27 protein-coding genes are annotated in these 21,759 nt (G+C 68.9%); 15 read left to right on the top strand and 12 right to left on the bottom strand.

The annotated features are described in order from the left end of the window. The first annotated feature begins 71 nt into the window (after positions 1 to 71). Positions 72 to 1,010, top strand: a complete 939-nt coding sequence (locus AC4GYY_RS03410) for a glycosyltransferase family 2 protein (RefSeq protein ID WP_491118821.1) — start codon at positions 72 to 74, stop codon at positions 1,008 to 1,010. Here the strand turns inward: AC4GYY_RS03410 and AC4GYY_RS03415 are convergent. Together AC4GYY_RS03415 and AC4GYY_RS03420 are read right to left on the bottom strand one after the other, a co-directional pair. Continuing rightward, positions 971 to 2,272, bottom strand: coding sequence for a hypothetical protein (locus tag AC4GYY_RS03415; RefSeq protein ID WP_491118822.1), 1,302 nt, complete (start codon positions 2,270 to 2,272; stop codon positions 971 to 973). The genes AC4GYY_RS03410 and AC4GYY_RS03415 overlap by 40 nt on opposite strands. Continuing rightward, positions 2,269 to 3,654, bottom strand: coding sequence for a hypothetical protein (locus AC4GYY_RS03420; protein ID WP_491118823.1), 1,386 nt, complete (start codon positions 3,652 to 3,654; stop codon positions 2,269 to 2,271). Before AC4GYY_RS03420 ends, AC4GYY_RS03415 begins: the two co-directional genes overlap by 4 nt. Positions 3,655 to 3,739: 85 nt before the next feature. Here AC4GYY_RS03420 and AC4GYY_RS03425 point away from each other — a divergent pair, with 85 nt between their 5' ends. Further along, the gene (locus AC4GYY_RS03425) at positions 3,740 to 4,429 is read left to right on the top strand and encodes an ATP-dependent Clp protease proteolytic subunit (RefSeq protein WP_491118824.1); all 690 of its coding nucleotides are present in this window, start codon (positions 3,740 to 3,742) and stop codon (positions 4,427 to 4,429) included. 112 nt (positions 4,430 to 4,541) lie between these two features. After that, positions 4,542 to 5,813 (top strand): ATP-dependent Clp protease ATP-binding subunit ClpX, encoded by a 1,272-nt coding sequence (clpX, locus tag AC4GYY_RS03430; RefSeq protein WP_491118825.1) that lies wholly within the window; start codon positions 4,542 to 4,544, stop codon positions 5,811 to 5,813. A gap of 82 nt (positions 5,814 to 5,895) precedes the next feature. On the opposite strand, the gene AC4GYY_RS03435 is transcribed toward clpX, so the two are convergent. Both AC4GYY_RS03435 and AC4GYY_RS03440 read right to left on the bottom strand, forming a co-directional pair. Beyond that, entirely contained in the window at positions 5,896 to 6,438 is a 543-nt protein-coding gene (locus AC4GYY_RS03435; protein ID WP_491118826.1) for a DUF4142 domain-containing protein, read from the bottom strand. A 91-nt stretch (positions 6,439 to 6,529) separates the two neighbouring features. Continuing rightward, positions 6,530 to 7,606 carry a PA0069 family radical SAM protein gene (locus AC4GYY_RS03440; protein ID WP_491118827.1) on the bottom strand — a complete coding sequence of 359 codons (1,077 nt, stop codon included), beginning with the start codon at positions 7,604 to 7,606 and terminating at the stop codon, positions 6,530 to 6,532. A 51-nt stretch (positions 7,607 to 7,657) separates the two neighbouring features. Here AC4GYY_RS03440 and AC4GYY_RS03445 point away from each other — a divergent pair, with 51 nt between their 5' ends. Continuing rightward, positions 7,658 to 7,993 (top strand): VOC family protein, encoded by a 336-nt coding sequence (locus AC4GYY_RS03445; RefSeq protein ID WP_491118828.1) that lies wholly within the window; start codon positions 7,658 to 7,660, stop codon positions 7,991 to 7,993. Between the two features lie 6 nt (positions 7,994 to 7,999). Here AC4GYY_RS03445 and msrB read toward each other — a convergent pair whose 3' ends face one another. Then, positions 8,000 to 8,449: a peptide-methionine (R)-S-oxide reductase MsrB gene (msrB, locus tag AC4GYY_RS03450; RefSeq protein ID WP_491118829.1), complete on the bottom strand. Its 450-nt coding sequence runs from the start codon at positions 8,447 to 8,449 to the stop codon at positions 8,000 to 8,002. A gap of 52 nt (positions 8,450 to 8,501) precedes the next feature. Next, on the bottom strand, positions 8,502 to 9,269 hold the full coding sequence (locus AC4GYY_RS03455) for a Crp/Fnr family transcriptional regulator (RefSeq protein WP_491118830.1): 768 nt from the start codon (positions 9,267 to 9,269) through the stop codon (positions 8,502 to 8,504). Between the two features lie 126 nt (positions 9,270 to 9,395). Between AC4GYY_RS03455 and AC4GYY_RS03460 the strand changes: the two genes are divergently transcribed. The 6 genes from AC4GYY_RS03460 (at position 9,396) to AC4GYY_RS03485 (ending at position 13,498) form a co-directional block, all read left to right on the top strand. Then, entirely contained in the window at positions 9,396 to 9,740 is a 345-nt protein-coding gene (locus tag AC4GYY_RS03460; RefSeq protein WP_491118831.1) for a Spx/MgsR family RNA polymerase-binding regulatory protein, read from the top strand. A 44-nt stretch (positions 9,741 to 9,784) separates the two neighbouring features. Further along, positions 9,785 to 10,207 carry a hypothetical protein gene (locus AC4GYY_RS03465; protein ID WP_491118832.1) on the top strand — a complete coding sequence of 141 codons (423 nt, stop codon included), beginning with the start codon at positions 9,785 to 9,787 and terminating at the stop codon, positions 10,205 to 10,207. A gap of 24 nt (positions 10,208 to 10,231) precedes the next feature. After that, positions 10,232 to 11,095 (top strand): 3-methyl-2-oxobutanoate hydroxymethyltransferase, encoded by an 864-nt coding sequence (gene panB / locus AC4GYY_RS03470; RefSeq protein WP_491118833.1) that lies wholly within the window; start codon positions 10,232 to 10,234, stop codon positions 11,093 to 11,095. Between the two features lie 66 nt (positions 11,096 to 11,161). Continuing rightward, positions 11,162 to 11,857, top strand: coding sequence for a tetratricopeptide repeat protein (locus AC4GYY_RS03475; protein ID WP_491118834.1), 696 nt, complete (start codon positions 11,162 to 11,164; stop codon positions 11,855 to 11,857). Then, on the top strand, positions 11,854 to 13,179 hold the full coding sequence (locus AC4GYY_RS03480) for a PQQ-like beta-propeller repeat protein (protein WP_491118835.1): 1,326 nt from the start codon (positions 11,854 to 11,856) through the stop codon (positions 13,177 to 13,179). Before AC4GYY_RS03475 ends, AC4GYY_RS03480 begins: the two co-directional genes overlap by 4 nt. A gap of 151 nt (positions 13,180 to 13,330) precedes the next feature. Continuing rightward, complete coding sequence (locus tag AC4GYY_RS03485) at positions 13,331 to 13,498, top strand: hypothetical protein (protein WP_491118836.1); 168 nt, start codon at positions 13,331 to 13,333, stop codon at positions 13,496 to 13,498. On the opposite strand, the gene AC4GYY_RS03490 is transcribed toward AC4GYY_RS03485, so the two are convergent. After that, positions 13,491 to 14,795: an MFS transporter gene (locus AC4GYY_RS03490; RefSeq protein WP_491118837.1), complete on the bottom strand. Its 1,305-nt coding sequence runs from the start codon at positions 14,793 to 14,795 to the stop codon at positions 13,491 to 13,493. The genes AC4GYY_RS03485 and AC4GYY_RS03490 overlap by 8 nt on opposite strands. A gap of 131 nt (positions 14,796 to 14,926) precedes the next feature. On the opposite strand from AC4GYY_RS03490, the gene pgsA reads away from it, so the two are divergent. The 3 genes from pgsA to AC4GYY_RS03505 are packed head-to-tail and all read left to right on the top strand — an operon-like array spanning position 14,927 to position 16,160. Beyond that, positions 14,927 to 15,478 (top strand): CDP-diacylglycerol--glycerol-3-phosphate 3-phosphatidyltransferase, encoded by a 552-nt coding sequence (gene pgsA, locus AC4GYY_RS03495; protein WP_491118838.1) that lies wholly within the window; start codon positions 14,927 to 14,929, stop codon positions 15,476 to 15,478. After that, complete coding sequence (moaD, locus tag AC4GYY_RS03500) at positions 15,475 to 15,732, top strand: molybdopterin converting factor subunit 1 (protein WP_491118839.1); 258 nt, start codon at positions 15,475 to 15,477, stop codon at positions 15,730 to 15,732. The genes pgsA and moaD overlap by 4 nt, the downstream gene beginning before the upstream one ends. Continuing rightward, positions 15,729 to 16,160 (top strand): molybdenum cofactor biosynthesis protein MoaE, encoded by a 432-nt coding sequence (locus tag AC4GYY_RS03505; RefSeq protein WP_491118840.1) that lies wholly within the window; start codon positions 15,729 to 15,731, stop codon positions 16,158 to 16,160. Before moaD ends, AC4GYY_RS03505 begins: the two co-directional genes overlap by 4 nt. 3 nt (positions 16,161 to 16,163) lie before the next feature. Here AC4GYY_RS03505 and AC4GYY_RS03510 read toward each other — a convergent pair whose 3' ends face one another. The 3 genes from AC4GYY_RS03510 to AC4GYY_RS03520 form a co-directional block, all read right to left on the bottom strand. After that, entirely contained in the window at positions 16,164 to 16,808 is a 645-nt protein-coding gene (locus AC4GYY_RS03510) for a fasciclin domain-containing protein (RefSeq protein WP_491118841.1), read from the bottom strand. A gap of 85 nt (positions 16,809 to 16,893) precedes the next feature. Continuing rightward, positions 16,894 to 17,793, bottom strand: a complete 900-nt coding sequence (locus AC4GYY_RS03515) for a hydrogen peroxide-inducible genes activator (protein ID WP_491118842.1) — start codon at positions 17,791 to 17,793, stop codon at positions 16,894 to 16,896. Between the two features lie 9 nt (positions 17,794 to 17,802). After that, positions 17,803 to 18,570 carry a sulfite exporter TauE/SafE family protein gene (locus AC4GYY_RS03520; protein ID WP_491118843.1) on the bottom strand — a complete coding sequence of 256 codons (768 nt, stop codon included), beginning with the start codon at positions 18,568 to 18,570 and terminating at the stop codon, positions 17,803 to 17,805. A 148-nt stretch (positions 18,571 to 18,718) separates the two neighbouring features. Here AC4GYY_RS03520 and epsC point away from each other — a divergent pair, with 148 nt between their 5' ends. Both epsC and AC4GYY_RS03530 read left to right on the top strand, forming a co-directional pair. Then, positions 18,719 to 19,390, top strand: coding sequence for a serine O-acetyltransferase EpsC (gene epsC, locus AC4GYY_RS03525; protein WP_491118844.1), 672 nt, complete (start codon positions 18,719 to 18,721; stop codon positions 19,388 to 19,390). Between the two features lie 14 nt (positions 19,391 to 19,404). Continuing rightward, complete coding sequence (locus AC4GYY_RS03530; protein WP_491118845.1) at positions 19,405 to 19,746, top strand: DUF2794 domain-containing protein; 342 nt, start codon at positions 19,405 to 19,407, stop codon at positions 19,744 to 19,746. On the opposite strand, the gene AC4GYY_RS03535 is transcribed toward AC4GYY_RS03530, so the two are convergent. Both AC4GYY_RS03535 and AC4GYY_RS03540 read right to left on the bottom strand, forming a co-directional pair. Continuing rightward, complete coding sequence (locus AC4GYY_RS03535; RefSeq protein ID WP_491118846.1) at positions 19,743 to 20,762, bottom strand: hypothetical protein; 1,020 nt, start codon at positions 20,760 to 20,762, stop codon at positions 19,743 to 19,745. The two genes, AC4GYY_RS03530 and AC4GYY_RS03535, sit on opposite strands and share 4 nt — an antisense overlap. Before the next feature lie 58 nt (positions 20,763 to 20,820). Then, entirely contained in the window at positions 20,821 to 21,723 is a 903-nt protein-coding gene (locus tag AC4GYY_RS03540; protein WP_491118847.1) for an SDR family NAD(P)-dependent oxidoreductase, read from the bottom strand. Positions 21,724 to 21,759: the final 36 nt, after the last annotated feature.

Genomic DNA, 21,759 nt, shown 5'->3' on the forward strand with positions numbered 1-21,759 from the left:
CTTGTCGACGGGCCGCCATTCTTCCCTAGAGCGGGCAGGGCTTCGATACGCCCGGCCCGAACGGAGCGCGGGTGAGCACCGAACCGACGATCGCCGTCCTGCTGCCGTGCTACAACGAGGAGGCAGCGATCGCGCGGACGGTGGCGGAGTTCCGCGCCGCGCTGCCGAACGCCGTGATCTACGTCTACGACAACAACAGCCGGGACCGCACCGTCGAGGTCGCGCGAGCGGCGGGGGCGGTGGTCCGCACCGAGCGCATCCAGGGCAAGGGCGCTGTCGTCCGCCGGATGTTCGCCGATGTCGACGCCGATATCTACGTCATGGCGGACGGCGACGCGACCTATGATGCGACACGCGCGCCCGAGCTGGTCGCGCGGATGCTCGACGAGCAGCTCGACATGGTGGTCGGCAGCCGTGTCCACGAGGAAGCGGAGGCGTATCGGCGCGGGCACGTACTGGGCAACCGGCTGATGACCGGGCTGCTCGCGCAGCTGTTCGGGCGAAGTTTCTCCGACATCTTCACGGGATACCGGGTGTTCTCGCGGCGGTTCGTCAAGAGCTTCCCGGTGCTGTCGGTTGGGTTCGAGATCGAGACCGAGATCAGCGTCCACGCGCTCGAGCTGAAGATGCCTACCGCCGAGATCGAGACCCGCTACTTCGCGCGGCTCGAAGGGTCGACGTCCAAGCTCTCGACTTACCGCGATGGCCTGCGGATCCTGCGGACGATCGCGACACTCTACCGGATCGAGCGGCCGATCTGGTTCTTCGGCGGGGTCGCGGGGATGCTGGCGGTGCTCGGGTTCGTCCTCGCCGTGCCGCTGATCGTCACGTACGTGCAGACCGGGCTGGTGCCGCGCTTCCCGACCGCGATCCTGGTGACGGGGCTGATGATCCTGGCCGCGCTGAGCGTGTTCGCCGGGCTGATCCTCGACACCGTGGTGCGCGGGCGGCGCGAGGTACGGCGGCTCGCCTATCTGGCCTTCCCCGCGCCAGGGCGGGAGCGCAGGTAGCGACTCGCGCCGTCGGCGGCGGCGAAGGCGAGCACGCCCCAGACGAGGTAGGTGTAGCGCGGGTTCGGTTGCACCAGCGCGTAGGGCAGCGCGGCCACGGCCACGAAGATCGCCAGCAGCGGGTAGCCCGGGCGGCGCTGGCGGAGACCGACCCCCAGCGCGACGAGCCCGGCGAGGTCGACGATCGCGATCAGCGCCGCACGCGCCGGAATGAAGTCCTCCCACGTGCTGAGCGCAAGCGTCCAGGCAGGCGGCACGAAGAACTGGAAGAGGTGTCGCGCCGTGAGCCGGGCGAAATCGAGCGGGTTCGAAGCCGCCCACCGCCAGGTCGCGGCGCCAAGCTCGCGAAAATAGGGGACCTCGCCGCCCGCTCGGACGAGCGCGACGCGACCGGGTCCGCCATAAAGCGGATGGATCGCGATCAGGCGATCGGCATAGACCTGCGCCGGAGGCAGGTTCGACAGCGCGGCGGGATGGTTGCCGATCGCGAACTCGAGCCCGAAGTTGCTCCGGAGCGGGACGGGCGCGCCGAGTTCGCGCGCATTGCGGATCGTCCAGGGCGTCAGCACGGCGGCAAGCGCGGCCGCGGAGATCACGGCGAAACGCAAGGCCTGCGCGAATCGCAGCCGCCGGAGCGCGACCCAGCCCCAGACCGCCGCCAGCGCAACGCCCGCGATCGGGGCGGAGAACAGCGTCGCCGCCCAGAGGAGCGCGCAGCCGATCGCCCTTCGCGGCGACATGGCGGTGCGGTCGACCTCCACGGCGAGCAGCAGGTTCACGATCGACAGACACACCGCGAGCGCGCCGTCCCAATAGCGGAAGCCGATCGTCTCCTCGGGCGCGAAGATCGGCAGCAGCATCAGGAGCGCCATCGCCCAGCGTAGCGCGCGCGCGTCGGCCCCGAGCCGGGCGAACAGCGTCCGGACGAGCAGCACCCCGCCGATGCTCAGCGCCAGCGCCAAGCCGGCGAGGGTGAGCGACGCGGCTGCGCTGGCGGGCGGGAACAGGCAGAAGACGAGCGATGCGATCGCCGGGGCCACCGGCATCAGGTGCGCGGTCGGCCCCGATCCGTCCCAGAAGGCGTCCGCGAACCGACCTTCGCGCGCGAGCGTCAACGCGACCCGCGCCGCCTCGCCGCCACCGGCAAAGCCCGTCAGCCCGGCCGGAGTCCGCGCCAGCCAGATCAGTCGCAGCACCAGGCCGGCGAGGACGACGGCGAGGAGGACGCCCGTCTCGGTGCGGGCGCTGCGCGGCGACGTCACGACGGGCTCGCCCGCGCGTCGTCGCCGAACGACCGTGCGGGGTCCACGGCGGGCTTCGTGCGGAGCCGCTGGACCGCGAGCACGAACGCCGCTCCGCCGCTCGCGATCGTCCACGCCAGGATGCGCGCCATGAACCAGGCGTGGATCGCGGTGTGCTGCCACAGCGCCAGCAGCCAGGCGACGATCACCAGATTGGACCCGACGAGCCACCACGATCGGCGATCAACGTCCGCGAACGCTTGGCCGCGCGGTCGTGCACAGGCCCAGACACCGCCGGTGATCGCCAGCGCGAGTGCCCCGGTGGTCAGCCAGATCAGTCCGGGCGCGAGCGAGTCGAGCCCCGCCCAGAGATGGAGGCCGTAAGCGGCAGGGCCCACCCGCGGATTGCCGCCCGCTCCATCGACGGCGCGCGCTCCCGCAAGGAACAGCAGTTCGCGCGCGGCGGCGGCGAGCGGTTCGGTGCCCCAGACGAGGATCACCGCCAGCACCTTGGCGAGCAGACAGGCGAGCGCCGCCGCGCCATAGGCGATGGCGGCGCGCGCCGTCGTCTCTCCGAGACGGTCGTCGTCTCTCAGTGCGAGAGGAAGCGCGCCCAGGGTCATCGCCAGGCCGAGCGGAAGTCCTCCGGTGAGCAGCTCGAATGCCATCGTCGCACCGCCGCACACCGCCGCCCCGAGGATGGCGGCCCCCGGTGACAGCGGGCGCTCCGCCGAAGATAGGCTCAGCCAGAGCAGGTAGGCGAGCGCGACGATGTCCGCGGGGGCGTGGGCGATCGACTGGCCGAACGTCTCCAGCCCGAACCAACGGGCGAATGCGACGAAGATCACCAGCCACGCGGCGTCGGTCGCAGACCGCCGGCCACGCACGAGTCCCAGCATCGCATAGCCGAGACCTGCCAGCAGGATCAGCGACGACGTGAGCCGATAGAATTCGCGCAGTCCCCGGACGCCGAGCGCCGGAAGGAGCAGGCGCGTGAGCGTGGTGCCCGCGTGGACGTAATTGTGGTAGAAGTTCCCACGAGCGGGCCGGGTCGCGCTCGCCAGCCGCTGAAGCGCCAGGCACGGCCCACCGGGTGCTTGGACCGTGCTGAGCGGGCTGACCGCCAGCATCCGTGGTGGCGCGCGGAGGTCCAGCGCCTGACCGAGTAGCAGGCAATCGTTGAACTGGTGCGCGCCGATATCGCTGTCGCCCAGACGCCAAATCGCATCGGGCCGCAGATCTCCGCCCGCATAGGCGGTTCGGATCGCCTCGACGCTCGACGCGGGAGAGATGCCGGCGCTCGCCCAAGCCGATGCCCAGCAGCCGGCGAAGACCAGCATCCCGACCCCGGCGCCCTTCAGCCCGGCGTGCGCCAACCCCGCGATCGCCGTCCTGATCCGCATCGTCGCCCCCCTTCGCACGTGGGCTTGAAGTCTGCCGACCGCCACGCGATGTTGGTCGCCTCTAGATTGAAGAAGGCCCGTTTCCATGCACAATCCGTTCGAGACCGGCGATTTCGCCGCCCCGCTGGCAAATGCCGGAATCGGCATGGTTCCGGGGCACGCCGGACTCGTCCCCATCGTCATCGAGCAGTCGAATCGCGGCGAGCGCTCGTTCGATATCTTTTCCCGCCTGCTGCGCGAGCGGATCGTGTTCGTGACCGGTGGCGTCGAAGACGGCATGGCGTCGCTGATCACCGCCCAGCTGCTGTTCCTTGAATCGGAGAACCCGAAGAAGGACATCTTCATGTACATCAACTCGCCGGGCGGCGTCGTCACGGCGGGAATGGCGATCCACGACACGATGCAATACATCCGGCCGCGCGTCGGCACGGTGTGCATCGGCCAGGCGGCGTCGATGGGCAGCTTCCTGCTGTCGGCGGGCGAGCCGGGGATGCGGGTCGCGCTCACCAACTCGCGGATCATGATCCACCAGCCTTCGGGCGGGGCGCAGGGCATGGCCGCCGATATCGAGATCCAGGCGCGCGAGATCCTCAGGATGCGTCACGATCTCAACACGCTCTACGCCAAGTACACCGGCAAGCCGCTCGAGGAGATCGAGCGTGCGATGGACCGCGACAAGTTCATGAGCGCCGAGGACGCCAAGACGTTCGGGCTGATCGACGAGGTGTTCGACAAGCGGCCGGCGCCGGCGGACGACATGGCCGCCGCGGCCTGAGCTGCGCCGGAGCGGGACGGAGAAGCGCGTTGGGCCATTGCCCCGACGCAAGCGGCCGGGTTACGGTGCCCGGCCGGCAACACGCGCCTCAGCGCGCGGAAGGACTGATTGAATGACGAAATTGAGCGGTGGCGACTCGAAGAGCACCCTCTACTGCTCGTTCTGCGGCAAGTCGCAGCACGAGGTGCGCAAGCTGATCGCGGGTCCCACCGTCTTCATCTGCGACGAGTGCGTGGAGCTGTGCAACGACATCATCCGCGAGGAGACCAAGTCGGCGCTCGTCTCCAAGAAGGACGGCGGCGTGCCGACCCCGCAGGAGATCTGCAACGTCCTCGACGATTATGTCATCGGGCAGCAGCGCGCCAAGCGCGTGCTGTCGGTGGCGGTCCACAACCACTACAAGAGGCTGAACCACGGGGCAAAGGGCTCCGAGGTCGAGCTGGCGAAGTCGAACATCCTGCTGGTCGGGCCGACCGGCTGCGGCAAGACGCTGCTCGCGCAGACGCTCGCGCGCATCCTCGACGTGCCGTTCACGATGGCCGACGCGACCACGCTGACCGAGGCGGGCTATGTCGGCGAGGATGTCGAGAACATCATCCTCAAGCTGCTGCAAGCGTCCGACTATAACGTCGAGCGGGCGCAGCGCGGGATCGTCTATATCGACGAGATCGACAAGATCAGCCGCAAGGCCGAGAACCCGTCGATCACCCGCGACGTCAGCGGTGAGGGCGTCCAGCAGGCGCTGCTCAAGCTGATGGAGGGCACCACCGCGAGCGTCCCGCCGCAGGGGGGACGCAAGCATCCGCAGCAGGAGTTCCTCCAGGTCGACACGACCAACATCCTGTTCATCTGCGGCGGTGCGTTCTCGGGCCTCGAGAAGATCATCGGCGACCGGCTCCAGGGCAAGTCGATCGGCTTCGGCGCCTATGTCGCCGCGCCGGAGGAGCGCCGCACCGGCGAGATGCTGCGTCAGACCGAGCCCGAGGATCTCCTTAAGTTCGGGCTGATTCCCGAGTTCGTCGGCCGTCTGCCGGTGATCGCGACGCTCGAGGACCTCGACATCACTGCGCTGGTCAAGATCCTGACCGAGCCGAAGAACGCGCTGGTCAAGCAGTATCAGACGCTCTTCAAGCTCGAGGACACCAAGCTCGGCTTCACCGACGACGCGCTGGTGACGGTCGCCAAGAAGGCGATAGAACGTAAGACCGGCGCGCGTGGGCTGCGGTCGATCCTCGAGAACATCCTGCTCGACACGATGTTCGAGCTGCCCGGAATGGACGGCGTCGACGAGGTGATGATCGACAAGGACGTGATCGAGGGCCGCAAGGAGCCGATCCGCGTCTACGCCGAATCGGAGAAGAAGAAGGCGGGCGGGGCGGCCTGACCCCTTACGCTCTGTTCGCGAAAAGGACGGGCGCCGGAGTGATCCGGCGCCCGTTTCGTTTCGATCGACAGGTCGCCGGCGTTTACATCGCGCCGTGCGCGTCCGCCTGATCCTTGTGCGCCATGTCGATGTGGCGCTGGACGATCGGCACCGCCGCCTTTGCCGAGGTACGGAGGGCCGCCTGGTCGCCGCCCGCGGCATAGCTCGTGTGCAGGTCGAGCGCGGCCTGGTGCGCGGGCATCTGCTGGCCGAGATACAGCCGGTCGAAGTCGGCGCCCGACGCGCCCTGGAGTTCCGTCAGAGAAGCGGTGATCCCGGCGTCAGGAGCGGGCGGCGGCGGGTTCAGCCCGGCCTTCTTGGCCGCGGCCTTGGTGGCGGCGGTCGTCTTGGTGTGATCCCGGATCATCATGTTGGCGAACGCCTTGATCTTCGGGTTCGCGCTCTTCTGGAGCGCGAGCTTGCTCGACTCGATCTCGTACATGTCGCTCTTCGCCGCAGCATCGACATAGGCGGCGGCCTGGGTCTTCGCCTCGGCAGGCGGAGGCGGGGGCGGGGTCTGCGCGATGCTCGCGAGCGGGGCTCCGGCGAGGGTGAGCGCGACAAGCGCGCCGAACGAACGGGTCATGAGTCTCTCCTGTGGCTGCCCGCTCAACCGGGCGAGGCGACACGAGTTCCCGACCGATCTTCGAAGATTGCTGATCTGGATCAGGAGCGAGTCAGAAAAGCTCGCCCTGGGGGCCGCGCGGCGGATGGAAGAGGTCGGAGCGGAGATGCATCTTCTCCGAATTCCGGTCGATCCCGGCCCGCTTGCGCGCGAGCAGGAACCGGGTGCGCAACAGATCGGCCCAGGGACCTTGCCCCCGCATTCGCGTGCCGAAGTCCGGATCATTGTCGCGCCCGCCGCGCAGCGACTGGATCGTCGCCATCACCTTGCCCGCGCGTTCGGGGAAATGCTCGTCGAGCCAGGCGCGGAACAACGGCGCGACCTCCCACGGCAGACGGATCGGGATGAACGAGACGCCGAGCGCGCCGCTTTCCGCTGCTCGCCCCACGATCGTCTCGATCTCGTCGTCGGTGATTGCCGGGATGACCGGCGCCATGTTGACGAAGACGGGTACACCCGCGTCGGCAAGCCGGCGGACCGCGGCGAGCCGCCGTTCGGGATGCGGCGCGCGCGGCTCGATCGTCATCGCGATCCTCGGGATCAACGAGGTCACCGAGATCGCGACTGCCGCCAAACCTTTCGCCGCCATCGGCGCGAGGATGTCGAGATCCCGGACGACGCGGTCCGACTTGGTGGTGATGACGAGCGGATGATCGCACTCGGCGAGCACTTCGATGACCGACCGCGTGATCCGCCATGGACCTTCGATCGGCTGGTAGGGATCGGTGTTGGTCCCCATGGCCATCGGCGCGCAGACATAGCCCGGTCTGCCAAGCTCGGCCCGCAGCAGCTCGGCGGCGCTCGGCTTTGCGAACAGCTTCGTCTCGAAGTCGAGCCCGGGCGAGAGATCGTGGAAGGCGTGACTGGGCCGCGCGAAACAGTAGATGCAGCCGTGCTCGCAGCCGCGGTACGGGTTGATCGAGCGGTCGAACGGGACGTCGGGCGATGTATTGCGCGCGATGATCGTCTTCGGCTTCTCGACCGTCACCGTCGTCCGTAGGGGCGGCGGCGCGCCGTCGAGACCGTCGCGCGCGTCCAGCCAATCGCCGTCAGCTTCGCGACGGGGCAGGTTGAAGCGGCCGCTTCCGACGTTGAGCGTCGCGCCGCGCATTGGACGGAGACTCGCCATTGCCTCCGTCTAGCGCGCTTGATAGAACACATCAAGAACAAGGAGGCGAAGATGGCGCGGATCACCTATCTCGAGCTACCCGTAGCAACCACGCAGAGGGCCAAGGCCTTCTACTCCGGCGCGTTCGGCTGGGCGTTCACCGATTTCGGGCCAACCTATGCGGCGACCGTCACCGGCGCCTCCGACGTCGGCTTCCAGGCCGATCCCGAGCAGAAGACCGCAGCGCTGCTACCGGTGATCCAGGTCGATGACCTGGAAGCGGCGCGGCGCGCGGTCGAAGCCGCGGGAGGGACGTTGTCGCTCCCGATCTTCTCTTTCCCGGGCGGGCGGCGGTTCCACTTCCGCGATCCGGACGGGCACGAACTCGCGGTGATGCAGCCCGGTTGAGAGCCGTCAGGCGATCTCTTCGACCTGGTCGAGGTAATCGCCGTAACCCTCCGCCTCCATCCGCTCGCGCGGCACGAAGCGCAAGGAGGCGGAGTTGATGCAGTAGCGCAGGCCGCCACGGTCGCGCGGACCATCGTCGAAGACGTGACCGAGATGGCTGTCGCCGTGCTTCGACCGCACCTCGGTACGGACCATGCCGAGGCTGGCGTCGCGCAGTTCGGCGACGTTCGCGGGCTCGATCGGCTTGGTGAAGCTGGGCCAGCCGCAGCCGGACTCGTATTTGTCGGCGGAGGCGAACAGGGGTTCGCCCGAGACGATGTCGACGTAGATGCCGGGCTTCTTGTTGTGGAGGAGCTCGCCGGTCCCCGGGCGCTCGGTGCCGGCGTGCTGGGTGACATGGAACTGCTCGGGCGTGAGGCGGGCGAGCGCCTCTTCGGACTTGCGATACTCGGGCATGACGGCTCCTGACAATGATCGGACGCCAAGATGGGGCTGACGCTCCGCTCCGTTAAGAGGCAGCGTTCTCGATCAGTCGGGCATAGGCCTTCTCCGGCTTGCCGTACGTCTCGTTCGCGAGTTCGAGCAGCCGTTGGCGATCGCGGACCAGCACCCGACCGCGCAGCCCGCGAACCGCGCGCTCCGCCTCGAGCCGGTGAAGCGCGTCGGTCACGCTCGACCGGCGCACGCCCAGCATCAGGCGGAACTCCTCATGCGTCATGCAGATCTCGTCGCCGCGAACGCGATCGTGATACAGCAGGATCCACCGCGCCATCCGCCGATCGACCGGATGGATCAGCGCCGAGCAGACCGATTGCCCGACCTGGAGCGCGAAGATGTGGGCGAACCGCAGGAGGCTTTGGCGCAGGCTCGCGCTGCGTTCGGTCGCGGCGAGCAGCGCGGACGCCGCGATGCGTAGCGTGGTGCCCGCCTCGGCGCGCATCGCGACGTCGTGCGGCCAAAGCTCCTCGCCGAGCAGCAGCGGCCAGCCGAGCATCCCCTCGTTCCCGACCAGACCGATCGCAAGTCGCCGATCGCCTTCCGCGCCGTCCAGGATGCCCGCGACGCCGCCTTCGGGGAAGCGGACCTCCGCGATCGGGGTGCGGATTTCGGCGATCTCGTCCCCGACCGCGAACGGGCTGCGGGTCAGATGAGGCTGGAGAAGCGCATAGTCGCTCGGGGACAGCGACCGGAGCAGCCGATTGCCGACGTCATCCTGTGCAAGCGCTGCGACGCCATCCTCTCGCGGGTCCACGCCCGCGACCGTTTGTTCGGTCATGTCATATCTTTAATGGCCAGAACGGCCCGGTCCAGATCGGGGCTTTGATCGCTACCGTACACAGATCGTCCGCCGAGCGCCTGATCCGGCTCGACATTCTGTCGTCTGCGAGGTGAATAAGGCGCCATGACCCTGACCCTCTACGGCATCGCCAACTGCGACACCGTCCGCAAGGCACGCGCCGCGCTCGACAAGCGCGGCGTCTCCTACGTCTTCCACGACTACAAGAAGGCGGGCGTCGACCCGACGGTTCTCGAGCGCTGGGTCGCACGGGTCGGCTGGGAGCCGCTGCTGAATCGGCGAGGGACGACGTTCCGCCGACTGGCCGAGCGCGACAAGGCCGACCTGGATGCGGCCAAGGCGCTCGCGATCATGGCGGCCTGGCCCTCGGCGATCCGGCGACCCGTGATCGAACGTGGCGATGACCTGGTGATCGGATTCGACCCCGCGCGCTACGGTGCGCTTGATTAAGCTCCCGATCGCGCGCAGCCTGACGGACGACGGGGAGGGTGGCGATGCGTACGATGCCGGGATGGTTCCGCACCGTGGCGGTGGTGCTGGTTCTCTGGAACCTCGTGGGCGCCTATGCCTGCATCCAGCAGTTCCGGCTCGGCGCCGAGGCGATGGGCCCGGCGACCGACTACGATCGTGCGCTCTATGCGGCGATGCCGGGTTGGTACGATTGGGTGTTCGCCGCCGCCGAGGTGACGGGGGTCGGCGGCGCGCTCCTTTTGCTCGTCGGGCGCCGTTCCGCAGCGCCGCTGTTCGTCGCGTCGCTGGCCTTCGTCGTCGTCCAGTTCGGCTATCTGTTCGCGACGACCGACATCATCGCGGCGAAGGGGCTCTGGACGACCTATTTCCCGGCGTTCATCGCCTCGGTCGGCATCCTCCAAGTCGCGCTCGCGCGGATCGGCGTGCGTCGGGGTTGGCTCGATTGACGGTGAGCGGCTAGACGCACGCAGATGTCCACCACCTTCACCATCGACACATCGACCAGCCGCGCGACGCCGGTGTCCGCGCCGATGAAGCGGCTGACCGTGCCGGCGGTGCGCGCGCGCAAGGGGATGGGCGAGCCGCTCGTCATGCTGACCGCCTATACGGTCAGGATGGCGCAGCTCCTCGATCCGCACTGCGATCTGCTGCTCGTCGGCGACAGCCTGGGGCAGGTGATCTACGGCCTGCCCTCCACGATCCCCGTGACGCTCGACATGATGTGCGCGCACGGTGCGGCGGTGGTACGCGGCAGCTATCATGCGGTGGTCGTCGTCGACCTGCCGTTCGGCAGCTACGAGGCCAGCCCGGAACAGGCCTTCGCGACCGCGTCGCGCGTCCTCAAGGAGACCGGCGCCGCGGCGGTGAAGCTCGAGGGCGGCGAGGCGATGGCCGAGACGATCGCCTTCCTGGGCGCCCGCGGCGTCCCGGTGATGGCGCATGTCGGGCTGACTCCGCAGGCGGTCAACGCGCTGGGCGGTTATGGCGCGCGCGGCCGCAGCGACGCCGAAGAGGCGAAGATCCTGGCCGACGCGAGGGCGGTGAGCGGGGCGGGCGCGTTCGCGATCGTCGTCGAGGGCGTGCTCGAGCCGATCGCGCAGGCGATCACCCGCGAGGTTCCCGTCCCCGTCATCGGCATCGGCGCGTCGGCCGACTGCGACGGGCAGGTGCTGGTCGCCGAGGATATGCTGGGACTGTTCGACCGGACGCCGCGGTTCGTGAAGCGATACGGGCAGATGGCCGAGCATGTCTCGTCCGCCGCCGAGGCCTATGCGCGCGATGTCCGGGCGCGGACGTTTCCGACGCCGGACCAGACCTACCGCGCGAAAGCCTGAGCCGCTTCCGTTCCGCGGGCGATCCCGCTAAGCAGCGCCGTTTCCCGCGATCTTCCGGAGCTTTTCTTGGCCGTCCCTCCCACCACCAACGAAGCGTTCCTCCGCGAAGTCGACGAAGAGCTCCGCCGCGATCAGGCGCTGGCACTCGGGCGTCGCTACGGCGTCGCCGCAGCCGCGGCGGTGGTCGTGCTGCTGATCGCGCTGGCGGCGTTCCTGTTCTGGCGGCATCACCGCGAACAGGTGGCGGAAGCGGAGGCGGTCAAGCTCCAAGATGCGTTCGATGCGTGGAGCGCGAACAAGCTGCCGGACGCGACGAAGGACTTCCAGGCGCTCGCGGGTTCGGACATCCAGGGTTACCGGGTGAGTGCGATCTTCTCGCAGGCCGACCTGCTGCTGGCCAAGCAGGACCTGAAGGGAGCCGCGGCCAAGTTCGCGCAGGTCGCGAGCGACGCTTCGGTAGCGCAGCCCTTCCGCGATCTCGCGCTGATCCGGCAGACGACCGCCGAATACGACACGCTGAAGCCCGAAGTCGTGGTGCAGCGGCTGAAGGCGCTGGCGACCCCCGGCAATCCATGGTTCGGCAGCGCCGGCGAGCTGGTGGCGGTCGCCTATATCCGGCAGGGCAAGGCCGATCTCGCGGGCAAGCTGTTCGGCCAGATCGCCAGGGACGAGGACGCGCCGGACTCGATCCGCGGCCGCGCGGTGCAGATGGCGGGGGTTTTGGGCGTCGACGCGGTCGGCGCGGATGTGAAGGCGAAATGATGCGCAAGGTGATCGGCACGGTGGCGCTGGCGGCGATGCTCGCGACGGGTGGCTGCGGCATCTTCAAGGGCAAGGGCGCCAAGCGGACGCCCACGGTCGGAAAGCGCATCCCCATCCTGGTTTCGGAGAACGAGGCCGAGGTCGATAAGGGCTTGGCGGAGGCGGCCGTCACCGTGCCCCTCGCGGTCGCCAACGACGCCTGGACGCAGTCGGGGGGCAATGCCGGAAAGTCCATGGGCCATCTCGCTCTGGCCGAAGTGCCGAGCCGCCGCTGGACCCAGACCATCGACGCCGGTTCGAACCGCCAGCGTCTGGGCGCCGCCCCGGTGATCGCCGAGAACAAGCTGTTCGTCGTCGATGTCGACGCGACCGTCCACGCCTTCGATGCGAAGACGGGCGCGCGCTTGTGGACCGCCCACGTCTCCAAGGGCGACGAGAACAAGTCCGCGCGGTTCGGCGGCGGGGTCAGTTACGACGGTGGCAAGGTCTATGCGACCGACGGCTTGGGCGACGTCGTCGCGATGAGCGCCGCCGACGGCAAGGAGATCTGGCGCGCCAAGCCCGGCGGCCCGCTGCGCGGCGCCCCGACGCTCGCCAACGGGCAGGTGTACGTGCTGAGCCAGGACAACCAGCTCTATGCGCTCGGCGACGCCGACGGAAAGGTCGCCTGGACCCAATCGGGCAGCCTGGAGTCGCAAGGCGTGTTCGGGGTCGCGGCGCCGGCCGCGAGCGCGGGCACGATCGTCGCCGGCTTCTCCAGCGGGGAGCTCAACGCCTATCGCTACGAGAACGGGCGGACGCTGTGGCAGGACGCGCTCTCGCGCACCAGCATCTCGACCTCGGTGTCCAGCCTTGCCGATATCGACGCCGATCCAGTGATCGAGGACGGGCGGGTCTATGCGGTCGGGCAGGGCGGGCGGATGGTCGCGGTCGATATCTCGACCGGGCAGCGGCTGTGGGAGCAGAACCTCGCCGGCATTTCGACCCCGTGGATCGCGGGCGAATGGCTGTTCGTGCTGACCGACGACGCGCGGGTGATCTGCCTGTCGAAGAGCAGCGGCAAGGTGCGCTGGATCTCGCAGCTGCGCGGGTACAAGAACGTCAAGAAGAAGTCGGGTGCGATCACCTGGTTCGGACCGGTGCTGGCCGGCAACAAGCTCTGGCTCACCAACTCGCGCGGCGAGCTGACCTCGGTCTCGCCCAGCGACGGCGCGCAGGGCGAGGTCAAGGACGCGGGGGAATCCTTCTCGCTGCCGCCGGTGGTGGCGAACGAGGGACTTTACCTGCTCGACCAGAAGGGCCGGCTCAGCGGCTGGCACTGAGCCGGCGGCCCGAGCCGGACCGCGGAGTCGCGGCGACGGGGCGCCGAGGCTCGCGTGATCCGGCGCGCGCGCTGTCCCGCCGCGGGACGTCCTGATTCGAGGCGGCTTCCAGACTGGTCGGAATCGTAAACGCAGCGTTAACCGGTCCGTGATGACCAGACCGCTCGTCCTGACCAACGAAGCCGCGGGCAACCGCTTCCGCCGCTCGCTCCCGCCCCCAGTGATCGCGCCGGCGCCGCGCGGCGACGATCACGATCTGAAGCTGTTCGTGCTCAGCTTCACCGCGTTCTTCATCTGCTTTTACACGATGATCATGTAGCCCGCTCGCAGGCGCGGTGGAGCTTCTGCGCGAGCCACGCCGAGACGCCGCACATTCCGACGACCAGGATCAGCAGCTGCCCCGTCGTCACGCCGAATGCCGTGGCGGCGGCGACCGAGACGGAGCCGAGCGTCATCGCGCCGGCGTTCACGACGTTGTTCGCCGCGACCGTGCGCGCGGTTTCGTCCTTGGGGACCGTCGTCGTGAGGAAAGCGTAGAGCGGGACAACGAACATCCCGCCGAACACCGCAACCAGCACGAGCGCGCCGAGCACCAGCGCCGCCTGCGGCTGCGCGACGAACTCCGTAATCCCGTAGAGGTGACCCGGCTTCGCGGGCGTCCAGCCGCGCAGGATGAAGGAGAACAACAGCACCGCCACGCCCATCGCGATCACCGATCCGGGTGCGAAGCGGGCGGAGATCGTGCCTTTCAGCAGCAGGTTGATCACGACCGACCCGATCGCGACCCCGATCGAGAAGATCGCGAGGACGAGGCTGGCGACCGAGGCATCGGCGGTGAGGACGTTCTTCACGAGCGGCGGGAACAGGATGATCAGCACCGATCCGATCGTCCAGAAGAAGCTGATCGCGATGATCGCGAGGAACAGCCGCGGGATGTGCATCGTCGCCGAGATCAGCCGCCACGAGGCGCGCAGCGGGTTCCAGTCGAGCACCAGCGCCGGCCCGAGCCGCGGTGCCGCCGGGATCGCGCGGGCGGTCAGGACCCCCAATAGCGCGACGACGATCGTGGCAACGAACACCAGCACGGTCGAGCGATAGACCACGCCCGCCAGGATCGTCCCGAGCAGGATCGCCAGATAGGTTCCGGCCTCGACCATACCCGTGCCGCCGAGCACGTCTTCGGCTTCGAGATGCTGGGGCAGGATCGCATATTTGATCGGGCCGAAGAAGGTCGAGTGGACGCCGAGCATCGTCACCGCCGCCAGCATCAGCCCGACCGGAAGCGCCACCGCGCCCGTCCGCGCCAGCAGCAGGCCCGCGCCGCCGACCAGCATGATCAGCACCTCCCACCATTTCACCAGCCGAACGACCCGAGCCTTGTCGGTGGTGTCGGCAAGCTGCCCGGCGAGCGCCGACAGCAGGAAGAACGGGACGATGAAGAGCGCAGCGGCCAGCGCGTTGAAGAAGCTTTCCTGCCGCGGATCGGCGAAGATCTCGTAAGTCGCGAACAGGACCATCCCGGTCTTGAACAGGTTGTCGTTGAAGGCGCCGAGAAACTGGGTCGCGAACAGCGGCAGGAACCGGCGCCGCTTGAGGAGCCCGAGGGCATTGATCATGGCAGGGAGCGGCCCGGCTGTGGCAAGATCGCGGCGGCATAGCGGATCGGTTGCGGCGCGCCAACGGCATCGGTGCGGCGAGAGGCTGCGGTTGCCGCCCCGTGCCGGTGCCACTAGGTTCGCAGGCGACGATGCTGACGCTTCCGAACATCCTGACGCTCTCGCGGATCGTGGCGGTGCCGGTGCTGGTCGCGTGCCTGTGGTGGCCGCACTGGCCGGCCGGTTACGCACTGGCATTCGGTCTCTACTGCCTGATGGGCGTCACCGATTATTTCGACGGCTATCTCGCGCGCGCGCAGGGAACGGTCTCGAAGCTGGGCGTGTTCCTCGATCCGATCGCGGACAAGATCATGATCGCGGCGGTGATCCTGATGCTGGTCGGGACCGGCGACCTCGGCGGGTACAGCACGATCGCCGCGCTGATCATCCTGCTGCGCGAAATCGCGGTGTCGGGCCTGCGCGAGTTCCTGGCGCAATTGCAGGTGTCGGTCCCTGTGTCGCAGCTCGCCAAGTGGAAGACGACCTTCCAGCTCGTCTCGTTCGGTGCCGTGATCCTCGCCGGCGCGGTACCCAGCGAGCCGTGGATCGGGACGGTCGGGCTCGCCACCCTTTGGGCCGCGGCCGCCTTGACGTTGGTGACGGGGTGGGATTACCTGCGCGTCGGCCTTCGGCACATGGATTGACCGTGCGGATGCTCTACTTCGCCTGGGTGCGCGAGAGGATCGGTGTGGCCGAGGAGGCTGTTAACCCGCCCGACGACGTTGCAACCGTCGCGGCGCTGATCGACTGGCTGGTGGCGCGTTCTTCCGCGCACGCCGACGCCTTCGCCGATCGCTCCCGCCTGCGGGCGGCGGTGGACCAGGCGTTCGTTCCGCTCGACGCGCCGATCGCCGGCGCGCGCGAGGTCGCGATCTTCCCGCCGGTGACCGGCGGATGATCCGCGTCGTCGTCGGTCGCGGCTCGATCGATCTCGCCGCCGAACATGCGCGGCTGGAGGCCGGTGGTGCCGTCGCGACCTTCACCGGGCTGGTCCGCGCCGACGACGGCGTGACGACGCTGGAGCTGGAGCATTATCCCGGCGCGACCGAAGCCGCGCTCGAGCGGCTGTGCGCCGACGCCTCGAGCCGGTGGGGCCTCGTGGCGGCGACGATCGTCCACCGCGTCGGGCCGATGGTGCCGAGGGAACGGATCGTCTTCGTGGGAACGTGCGCTTCCCACCGCGCCGCCGCGCTCGAAGCGTGCGCCTTCCTCATCGACGGCCTCAAGACCGCTGCGCCGTTCTGGAAGCGCGAAGCCAGAGGGGAGGCCGCCGCCTGGGTCGACGCGCGCGCGAGCGACGCCGAAGCGGCGGAACGGTGGCGATGAGCGTCAGCCGAAGGTCGGCAGCAACACCCCGTTGACGACGTGGACCACGCCGTTGGACTGACGGACGTCGGGGGTCTCGAGATAGCTCTTGTGCCCGCCGACGTCGGTCAGCGAGATCGCCGCCCCCTCCAGCGTCACGGTGAGCGGTTCGCCTTCGAGGGTGGTCAGGGTGGTCTTCCCGCCGCCGGCCTTCATCCGCTCCTGAAGGTCGGCCAGCGTGATCGTCCCCGCCACCGCGTGATAGGTCAGCAGCTTGACGAGCGACGGCTTGTTGGCGGGCTTCAGCAAATTCGCGAGATCCGCCGGGGCGAGGCGCCCGAAGGCGGCGTCGCTCGGCGCGAAGACGGTGAACGGCCCGGGTCCGGCGAGCGTCGCGTCGACTCCTGCCGCCTTCATCGCGGCCACCAGCTTGGTAAGGTTGGGGGCGGCGGCGGCGTTGACCGGGATCGGCTTGGTGGCGTCCATCACCGCGCCACCGACCGTGGGGTTCGGCGCTGCGGGCGCGGTCGTGGTCGCGCCGGTGGGCGCTGGCTGAGGCGACGTCGCGGTCGAAGTCGGCCGGGACCCGCCCGGAGCGGGCGCGGCGCTCTGCGCGGTCGCGATCGAAGCGGAGGCGAGAAGGACGGATGAAAGGCTGAGCCGGAACATCGAAAGGTCTCCCAATGAGCGGCGGCATCGACGGCGGTCGACGCCCGTTGCGCAAACTACGGTTCACACCCGAAATGGTTTCGAATCAGCGCGCCGTCAGGGCGTCGGCGAGCAGGCGGAAATCGCGTTCGCGCGGCGAGCCGCGGCGCCACGCCAGCGCGACCGTGCGGCTGGAATGCTCCGCCTCCAGCGGGCGCGCGACGATGCGCGTGTGCGCCAGGATGCCGCTCTGGACCGCCATTTCGGGCAGGATCGTCACCCCAAGGCCGTTCGCCACCATCTGCACGACCGTGTGGAGCGAAGTGCCCATCATCGTCGCCTCGGCGCGCAGTTCCGGGCGGTTGCAGGCGGCGAGGGCATGGTTCTTCAGACAATGTCCGTCCTCCAGCAACAGCAGCCGCGCCTCGTCGATTTCCTCGGGGCGGATCGACACTGCGGCGGCCTGTCGATCGGTCTCCGGGAAGGCCAGGAGCAGCCGATCCTCGAACAGCGGCTGGGTCGCGACGTCGCCGCAGGCATAGGGCAGGGCGAGCAGCACGCAGTCCGCCCGTCCCGTCGCGAGCGAATCGCAGGCGGGTCCACTCGGCTCCTCGCGGAGGTAGAGCTTGAGCTCGGGATAGTCGCGACGCAGCCGCGGCAGCATGCGGGGCAGCAGGAAGGGCGCGATCGTGGGGATCACGCTCATCCGCAGCTCGCCCGACAAGGGGCGCCCGGCGGCGCGGGCGAGGTCGCCAAGCTCCTCCGCCTCGCGGAGCACCCGACGCGCCTTCGCGGTGATCGCCTCACCCAGCGGCGTGAAGCGCACGACGCGGCGGGTCCGCTCGACCAGCACGACGCCGATCAGCGTCTCGAGCTCGCGCAAGCCCGCCGACAGCGTCGACTGAGTGACGAAGCAGGCGCTGGCGGCGCGGCCGAAATGGCCGTGATCCTTGAGCGCGACGAGATATTGAAGCTGCTTGAGCGTCGGAAGATAGGTGGCCGCCATCCGAGGGCCCTAGAGGACCGCGCGGACGAAGGCATAGGTGCTCGCCAGGATCAGCACGGCGCCGACCAGGCAGAGCGTCGTCCGGACCGGGATGCGCCGCGCCAGCATGGCTCCGAACGGCGCGGCGAGCACACCCCCGATCAGCAGGCCGATCGTCGCCAGGCCGAAGTCGTGGACTCCCAACTCCAGGACGAACGTGACCGACGCGGCGAGGGTGACGAAGAACTCGACCGCATTGACCGTGCCGACGACGCGCCGTGGCTCGACCCCCTGAACAAGCAGGTTCGAGGTCACGACCGGTCCCCACCCGCCGCCGCCCGCCGCATCGAGGAAACCCCCGATCAGCCCGAGTGGGCCGACGATCCTCGCCCTTCGGATCTCCGGCGGGAACAGCAGGCCGCGGACCAGCAGATACACGCCGATCGCGATCAAATAGGCGAGCACGAACGGTCTTACCGCGGTCGCGGCCAGGCTGGAGAGCAGAGCGGCCCCGGCGATCGCGCCGGCGACCCCGGGGATCAGGAGGCGGATGAACAGGCGGCGATCCACGTTTCCCGCGATCAGGTGGCTCACCCCGGACGCGGCGGTGGTGACGGTCTCGACCAGGTGGAGGTTCGCCGACGCACGCACCGGCGACACTCCCATCACCGCGACCAGCAGGGTGTTGCCGATCACCCCGAACGCCATCCCGAGCGTACCGTCGACGAGTTGCGCGACGAAGCCGATGGCGACGAACGGCAGTACCTCCCACAGCGTCGATGCGCCGAGCTGATCCACCCGTATTCTCCCGACCCCCGGCGTACCGTCGCAATTCCTACAAGGTCCCCCGACATTGGCCAAGCAGCCGCCGCGTGGCGCGCCCGGCTGGAAATCCCGGACGCGCGGCTCTATCTTGCCGGCACGCGCAGCTAGGGGGCGCGTCGGAATGCGGCTGATCGCCTACCTCGATTCGATCCGCGCGCGCGATCCTGCTCCGCGTTCGCGCCTCGAGATCCTGACCTATCCCGGTGTCTGGGCGATGTTCTGGCACCGGATCGCGCACGCCCTCTACGGCAGACGGCTCTTCCTTCTCGCGCGCGTGGTGAACCATTGGTCGCGGATGACCACGGCGATCGACATTCATCCCGGCGCGCGGATCGGCCGCAACTTCTTCATCGACCACGGCTTCGTCGTGATCGGCGAAACCGCCGAGATCGGCGACGGCGTCACCATCTACCAGGGCGCGACCCTGGGCGGGACCAACCCGACCGGCGGCCTCATGGGCAAGCGCCATCCGACGATCGGCGACGGTGCGATCATCGGGCTGGGCGCGGCGATCCTCGGGCCGATCACGGTCGGCGAGGGTGCGCGCGTCGGAGCCAATTCGGTCGTCACCAAGGACGTGCCGGCGGGGGCGACGATGGTCGGCATCCCCGCGCGTCCGACCACGATCGACGGCGGCGCCGCTCCGGCGGTCCGCTTCGTTCCTTATGGTACGCCGTGCAGCGAGCAATTCGATCCGCAAACCCAGAAGGTCGAGCTGCTGCGTTGCGAGCTGGACGCGATGAAGAAGCGGCTGGACATGCTGCTCGACGAACAGCAGCGGGATCGCGCGTGAGGCTGACGCCTTAGATGGGGGTCGTCCCGTTCCCCGCCGGCGGCCGCGCGCCGCTTCAGATCGGCTTCGACCGGCTCGAGCTGAGCCGCATCCTGGATCTCTACGGCCGGATGGTCGCCGCCGGCCATTGGCGCGACTATGCGATCGACCTCGGGCGCGACGCCGCCGTGTTCGCTGCTTTCCGCCGCGCCTCGGAACGGCCCGAAGTGCGGGTCGAGAAGCGTCCGGCGCTGCGCAACCGGCAGGGGATGTGGGCACTGATCGGCGAGGCCGGGGCGGTGCTGAAGCGCGGTCAGGAGCTGGGGCCGGTGCTGGCGCCCGTCGAACGCAGACTGTTGCGCCTGGTCGAAGACTAAGCGTGGACGGGCGGCAGCCGATCGCCGAGGTCGCCAAGCCTGCCCACCACCAGACGCCGCGTCGGCTGCCAGAATGCGGACAGCGACAGCAGCGCCGAGCCGATCACGAGCGCCGTGATCGCGGCCGAGAGCTCGACCGCGCCGCTGGTCCGCACCAGCGCGTACATCGCGTAGAGGACATAGGCGAGGCTCGAGACCAGCAGGGCGCGCCGATCCACCGCCAGCGCGATGATCGCGAAGACCATGTAGAGCACCAGCACGACGCCCGCGGTCGCCACGCCGATGTCGCCCGAGAAGACGCCGAGCAGCTGAAACAGCGGGTGCGCGATCATCGGCGCGGCGGCGAGATGAAGCCAGAAGGCGACGTCGGAACGGCGCGTCCGCCGCTCGCGATCGGACATGTCCCACCACATCGCCAGCGCGAACACCGCCACCCCCGCGACGAACAGCATCGCCCACATCATATCCTGCGCGCCGGGAGCGACGGTGAGCGTCAGCCCGACGACCACGCCGACCGCCGACGCCGCCCCCGCGGCGACCGTGATCGGCACGTGGAAGCGCCGCCAATGGAGCCAGGCCGCTCCGGCCGAGATCAGTCCGACGCCGGCCGACAGCGCCGCCAGCGCGCGCTCGCCGGCATTGGGCAGGAGCAGTCCGCCGAGCGTGAACAGCGCCGCAGCGACGCCACCGACGAAGGCGACCAGCAGCACGATGCTCGGCAGCGCCATCCGGCGCTTCGCCGTGAAATATTCGGCGAGCATCCACGCGGCACCGGCGACGAGCGCGCCCGAGAGCGGAACGGCGATCCGTGCCCCGATCTGCCCGGCCGCGACCAGCAGCAGCACGATCGCGATCGAGACGAAGATGTCGTTGAAGCCGGTGAGCAGCCGGAACTGCTCCTCGTCGACCGCGGGCGTCTGCCGGCTCGCGGCGACATGGTCGCGGAACGCATCGACGGACGCCTGGGAGAGGACTCCCGCGCCGACCGCCGACTCCAGATCACTCTCGCTGTACATTCGCCGCTCGTCCTTCCGGTCGAAGCCTAGCGGGAGTGTCTTACCAGAGCAATACGCTTTACGCCTGGAGCTTCTGCATGATCAGCATCGACTGACCCGCGCCCGAATCGGGGACGATCTCGCCGGTGCGGTCGGTGATCTCGGCCCAGTGCGCGGCGATGCCCTCGGGGCTGAGGTCGTCGCCGTCCAGGCGGACGCCCGGGGTCAGCGTGACGAAGCTCGCCTGGAACACGCCCGCCCCGGCGCCGACGATCTGGTTGGTCGGCGCGTCCTCGCTGACGAGGTAGAGCGCCGCCGGCACCACGCGCTCGGGAGCGAAGGCCTGGAACGCCTCGGGCGGGAACAGGTCTTCGGTCATCCGGGTGCCGGCGACGGGGGCGATCGTGTTGACCTTGATGTTGTTCTTGGCGCCCTCGAGGTAGAGGGTCTTGGTCAGTCCGGCGAGTCCGAGCTTGGCCGCACCGTAGTTCGCCTGGCCGAAGTTGCCGAAGAGCCCGGTCGACGAGGCGGTCATCAGGATGCGGCCGTAATTCTGCCCGCGCATGGTCTCCCATACCGCCTTGGTGGCGTTGGCGGAGCCGACCAGGTGGACCTTGACCACGAACTCGAAGTCGGCGGGCTCCATTTTGGCGAAGGTCCTGTCGCGCAGCACGCCGGCGTTGTTGATCAGGATGTGGACGCCGCCCCAGCGCGCCTTCGCGGCCTCGACCATCGCGACCATCTGATCATATTCGGTGACGCTGGCCCCGTTCGCCATCGCCTCGCCGCCGGCCGCCTCGATCTCGGCGACGACCTTCTGCGCGGCGTCGCTCGTCCCCGTGCCGGTCCTGTCGCCGCCCAGGTCGTTGACCACGACTTTCGCGCCGCGCCGGGCCAGTTCGAGCGCATATTCCCGTCCCAGACCGCCGCCCGCTCCGGTGACGATCGCGACCTTGCCGTCGAAGCGAATGGTCTGAGACATGGAAAAGGCGCTCCTCTGTGTTGATGGAGCGCCTTC

It is taken from the genome of Sphingomonas sp. SP6, assembly GCF_058313435.1.

Excerpts from the sequence above, each read along its gene's own strand:
- AC4GYY_RS03515 (WP_491118842.1), bottom strand. The coding sequence starts at position 17,793 with ATGGCGGCCACCTATCTTCCGACGCTCAAGCAGCTTCAATATCTCGTC.
- AC4GYY_RS03540 (WP_491118847.1), bottom strand. The coding sequence starts at position 21,723 with ATGTCTCAGACCATTCGCTTCGACGGCAAGGTCGCGATCGTCACCGGA.
- epsC (WP_491118844.1), top strand. The coding sequence starts at position 18,719 with ATGCGGCTGATCGCCTACCTCGATTCGATCCGCGCGCGCGATCCTGCT.
- AC4GYY_RS03440 (WP_491118827.1), bottom strand. The coding sequence starts at position 7,606 with ATGGCGAGTCTCCGTCCAATGCGCGGCGCGACGCTCAACGTCGGAAGC.
- msrB (WP_491118829.1), bottom strand. The coding sequence starts at position 8,449 with ATGCCCGAGTATCGCAAGTCCGAAGAGGCGCTCGCCCGCCTCACGCCC.
- AC4GYY_RS03425 (WP_491118824.1), top strand. The coding sequence starts at position 3,740 with ATGCACAATCCGTTCGAGACCGGCGATTTCGCCGCCCCGCTGGCAAAT.
- AC4GYY_RS03505 (WP_491118840.1), top strand. The coding sequence starts at position 15,729 with ATGATCCGCGTCGTCGTCGGTCGCGGCTCGATCGATCTCGCCGCCGAA.
- panB (WP_491118833.1), top strand. The coding sequence starts at position 10,232 with ATGTCCACCACCTTCACCATCGACACATCGACCAGCCGCGCGACGCCG.
- AC4GYY_RS03535 (WP_491118846.1), bottom strand. The coding sequence starts at position 20,762 with ATGTACAGCGAGAGTGATCTGGAGTCGGCGGTCGGCGCGGGAGTCCTC.
- AC4GYY_RS03455 (WP_491118830.1), bottom strand. The coding sequence starts at position 9,269 with ATGACCGAACAAACGGTCGCGGGCGTGGACCCGCGAGAGGATGGCGTC.
- AC4GYY_RS03480 (WP_491118835.1), top strand. The coding sequence starts at position 11,854 with ATGATGCGCAAGGTGATCGGCACGGTGGCGCTGGCGGCGATGCTCGCG.
- AC4GYY_RS03465 (WP_491118832.1), top strand. The coding sequence starts at position 9,785 with ATGCGTACGATGCCGGGATGGTTCCGCACCGTGGCGGTGGTGCTGGTT.
- AC4GYY_RS03420 (WP_491118823.1), bottom strand. The coding sequence starts at position 3,654 with ATGCGGATCAGGACGGCGATCGCGGGGTTGGCGCACGCCGGGCTGAAG.
- AC4GYY_RS03510 (WP_491118841.1), bottom strand. The coding sequence starts at position 16,808 with ATGTTCCGGCTCAGCCTTTCATCCGTCCTTCTCGCCTCCGCTTCGATC.
- pgsA (WP_491118838.1), top strand. The coding sequence starts at position 14,927 with ATGCTGACGCTTCCGAACATCCTGACGCTCTCGCGGATCGTGGCGGTG.
- AC4GYY_RS03485 (WP_491118836.1), top strand. The coding sequence starts at position 13,331 with ATGACCAGACCGCTCGTCCTGACCAACGAAGCCGCGGGCAACCGCTTC.
- clpX (WP_491118825.1), top strand. The coding sequence starts at position 4,542 with ATGACGAAATTGAGCGGTGGCGACTCGAAGAGCACCCTCTACTGCTCG.
- AC4GYY_RS03490 (WP_491118837.1), bottom strand. The coding sequence starts at position 14,795 with ATGATCAATGCCCTCGGGCTCCTCAAGCGGCGCCGGTTCCTGCCGCTG.
- AC4GYY_RS03445 (WP_491118828.1), top strand. The coding sequence starts at position 7,658 with ATGGCGCGGATCACCTATCTCGAGCTACCCGTAGCAACCACGCAGAGG.
- AC4GYY_RS03530 (WP_491118845.1), top strand. The coding sequence starts at position 19,405 with ATGGGGGTCGTCCCGTTCCCCGCCGGCGGCCGCGCGCCGCTTCAGATC.
- AC4GYY_RS03460 (WP_491118831.1), top strand. The coding sequence starts at position 9,396 with ATGACCCTGACCCTCTACGGCATCGCCAACTGCGACACCGTCCGCAAG.
- AC4GYY_RS03435 (WP_491118826.1), bottom strand. The coding sequence starts at position 6,438 with ATGACCCGTTCGTTCGGCGCGCTTGTCGCGCTCACCCTCGCCGGAGCC.